At 66.2% G+C, this 3,119-nt stretch carries 2 protein-coding genes and 1 pseudogene; all 3 read right to left on the bottom strand.

Going from position 1 to position 3,119, the window contains the following annotated elements; genetic code table 11:
• Nucleotides 1-142 precede the first annotated feature (142 nt).
• Nucleotides 143-1,378 carry a hypothetical protein gene (locus ABGB18_RS49225; RefSeq protein ID WP_347702641.1) on the bottom strand — a complete coding sequence of 412 codons (1,236 nt, stop codon included), beginning with the start codon at nucleotides 1,376-1,378 and terminating at the stop codon, nucleotides 143-145.
• Nucleotides 1,379-1,479: 101 nt separating this feature from the next.
• A pseudogene (locus tag ABGB18_RS49220) lies at nucleotides 1,480-1,779 on the bottom strand (transposase); the annotation flags it as partial.
• A gap of 152 nt (nucleotides 1,780-1,931) precedes the next feature.
• Entirely contained in the window at nucleotides 1,932-2,606 is a 675-nt protein-coding gene (locus ABGB18_RS49215; RefSeq protein WP_347702640.1) for a hypothetical protein, read from the bottom strand.
• Nucleotides 2,607-3,119 lie beyond the last annotated feature (513 nt).

Genomic DNA, 3,119 nt, shown 5'->3' with positions numbered 1-3,119 from the left:
GCGCGATGTTGTGATACGGCGAGTACGCGCGGATGATGTCGGCGTCCCCAGGCTCGTCCGGATCTCCGTAGTCCTCCAGGAAGACCGAGCGGACCGCCTGCGGCGCCGGGTGGCCGGGGCCGAGCGGTGTCCTTTGGATTCGTCAGTTGAGCCAGGTGGCGAGCTGGGTCATCGCGGTGGCGGACCACCCGAGTTTGAGGTGGTTGAGGCCGAGCGTGGCCGTACCGGATCGGGTGGTGATGCCGTCGGGGGCGGTGCAGCTGGCGACGAAGACCGCGCCATCGGAGGGGCCGGTGTGCTCGTTGTGCAGCAGCGCCATGTCAGGGGAGTTGCCGCACAGCTGGTAGACGGCCACGCTCACCGGAGTGCCCGCGGCGATCAGGGGGCCGACCAGGGAGCCGCGGTCGATGGCCCACTGGATGCCGCGGCCGTAGGTGTAGAAACCGGTGCCGCCGTAGTAGGTGGTGTACCAGTCCTGCTCGGTGGCGGGCAGTGGGTAGACGTTGTCCCAGCGGTAGAGCATGTCGTCCGAGCCGGGGTAGGCGTTGCCCTCATAGCTGAGTTCGGGGTGGTTGCGCCACAGGCCGTAGCAGATCATCTCCGAGTGCGGGGCGGGCGCGTTCAGCGTGCCTCCACATTCAGGAAATATCGCGAAATCGTGGGTCCAGCCGTGTCGGTAACCCCAGTCGAAGCCCTTGTTCGGCCCGCCCACCAGCAGCAGCTTGCGGACATCGCCCGCGTACGGTGTGCCCCACGGCTGGCGCAGCGAGGAGACGTACATGCGCGCGTTGAAGGCCCCCTTCGACCAGCCGATCACGTCCACCTGCGCCGCGCCGGTCTTGGCCCTGATCCGGGCCACCGCGTCGGCTATCTGCTCGGCCCAGTAGTGGCCGTCGCCGGTGACGTGCGGGAACCCGACCGCGAAGACCTTGTAGCCGCGCGCGTCCAGGTACTGCATGAGCCCCGTGGTGGGACAGCTGGCCTGTCCGCAGCCGTAGGATCCGCGGGCGTTGGGGTTGGCCCAGGCCAGGTCGGCCGTCTGGTTGGCGCCGTGGACCAGGAGAACCGGGGTGGCCTTGGTCCCGGTCTGCCAGCCGGGCGCGTGGTAGAGCAGGAACCTGGAAGAATGCGGCCGGGCGATGTCGCCGAACAGTCGCCTGGTCTGCCCGGTGTGGTCGCCTCGCCCGTCGGGGGGATAGGTCTCGGCCTGGAATCCGGTGGAGTTGTCGCGGTAGCGCTCCACCAGCGCCCAGCCGTTCTCCAGCGAGGTCGTGTAGCTCGCCTCCAGCGTCACCGATGCGGAGGCGTCCGCCGGTAACGCCGGCACCAGCAGGCCTGCCACCAAGGTGATGGCTGCAGTGATTCGCCTGAGAATCATCACATCTCCCATCAGCTGATCGTGATGTCACCTTCTTCCGCGCAAAGGGCCTCCGCAATGTGCACCGCACCCACCTTGCCGCCCGCCGGATGTGTGGAGAGGGCCGCCCGGCGCAGCATGTCGCGCTCCAGCTCCAGCTCCCGGACCCGGGCCTTGAGCTGCCTGTTCTCCTCTTCCAGCACGTCGTCGGACGATAGCGTGCCGCTCGCCGGCTTCTTGCCCGGGGCCGCCTTCTTCGCCCCCGCGGTGCCGTCCGCGCGGGCCTCCTTCACCCACAGGCGCAGGGTCTCGCGGTTGATACCCAGGTCCCGCGCCACCGACGCGTACGTCCGCGCCGGGTCAGACAGGTACAACGCGACGGCGTCCGCCTTGAACTCCGGCGGATACGACTTCATCGCCACGTGGAACTCCTTGCCTCCGGATTTCCATCATCCGGCACTCAAGGTGTCCACACTTCGGGGCGAGGGCCCGGATGACCTGCGCGGATGACATTGTCGGCAGGAGCAGTGCCGCACGTGGCGTTCGTTCCACAGGAGCAGCACGGACCGGATCGTCACCATGAACGATCGGTGTCCCGTGAGTCAACTACCCTCGAGTTGAACACGAGCATGAGCAAGGGCAAGCCGATGCTCAAGGCCAACAGTCCTGCGATATTCCGGACATCCGTTGCCGCAACGGTCGCCTCCCCCGCGGGCCTCGGATCGATCCGGCCGTGCGGATCGACACGGAACGGCACCTGGCTGCCCACCTTCCACGACGCGCGCTCTTCGAGCAGCCTTCTGGACATGCCGTTGGCACAGGCCACGTGATATCTGCGAACGTCCACGAAGGTCTCCGAGTCGGTCTCCGTGTCGATTCGTTCCACGGTGCAGGTGACGAGTTCGCCACGCCGTTCGAGCGGCCAGTCGTCCGTCTTCGTATGGGTCAGGTATCCAGCCCAACACAGCGCGAGCATCGCAGCCGCCGCCATCGCTCCGAACAGCAGCGCCGCCGAGTCCGGAACGTCGTCCATGCCGACGCACGCGAGCAGGACGCTGAGCCCGACCAGGATCACGGCGATCAATAAGAGGCCTACCCCAAACACACCACCGGTCGGCCCCGTGGGGCCGTCGGCGTGTACCAGTCGCTCGCCGGCTATGGCTAAGAGCGCGAGGATCGGCAGGACGACGTCCAACGCGACCACAATGAACAGGAACCCCTTCGGCCTTCTTCCGGACCGATCAATCACATCCCCATTGTCCGATACCGGGAGGCTTGCGGGGAAGCATATATCGGTCAGCGAGACCGATCGCGGCTGGTCGCACGAAACCGGTGAACGTCCCTTGACCGCGGTCCCCTGCCGCCCGCTCAGCCGAGGTGCCGGCCATTTCGCCGGGAAAGAACAGTCCTCCGCCGTAGAGCATGGTGACCGGCATCAGGTCACCACACCGTTGCCAGGGCAGGTTGCCATGATGGAAGCGCGGGCACAGGTCTCCTCAGTGATCACAGAGCGTCGCAACTCCATGATCACCAAGACCTGTGCCAGCTCTGCCGCCGAAGTCCCCAGTTGCCCCTATCTGCGAGGCCTTTAAGTCAGAAACGCCTCACATCACGCGGTGTGTTTCTCGCGTACTCCGGAACCGGCCGCAATTTCATCTGATGAAATCTCAGATTGGTTTGCGTGCGAGGTGCGCAGGGGGTAATCACTGCTGCTCTCCGGCCTGGCATGGGACACGCCTCGCGCCTGAGGATCAGACGCTAC

Origin of the sequence: Nonomuraea sp. B12E4, assembly GCF_039871825.1 — a bacterium.
Lineage (GTDB): Bacteria > Actinomycetota > Actinomycetes > Streptosporangiales > Streptosporangiaceae > Nonomuraea.
Note: the sequence above shows the minus strand (reverse complement) of the source record. Positions and strands in the feature narration are given on the sequence as shown.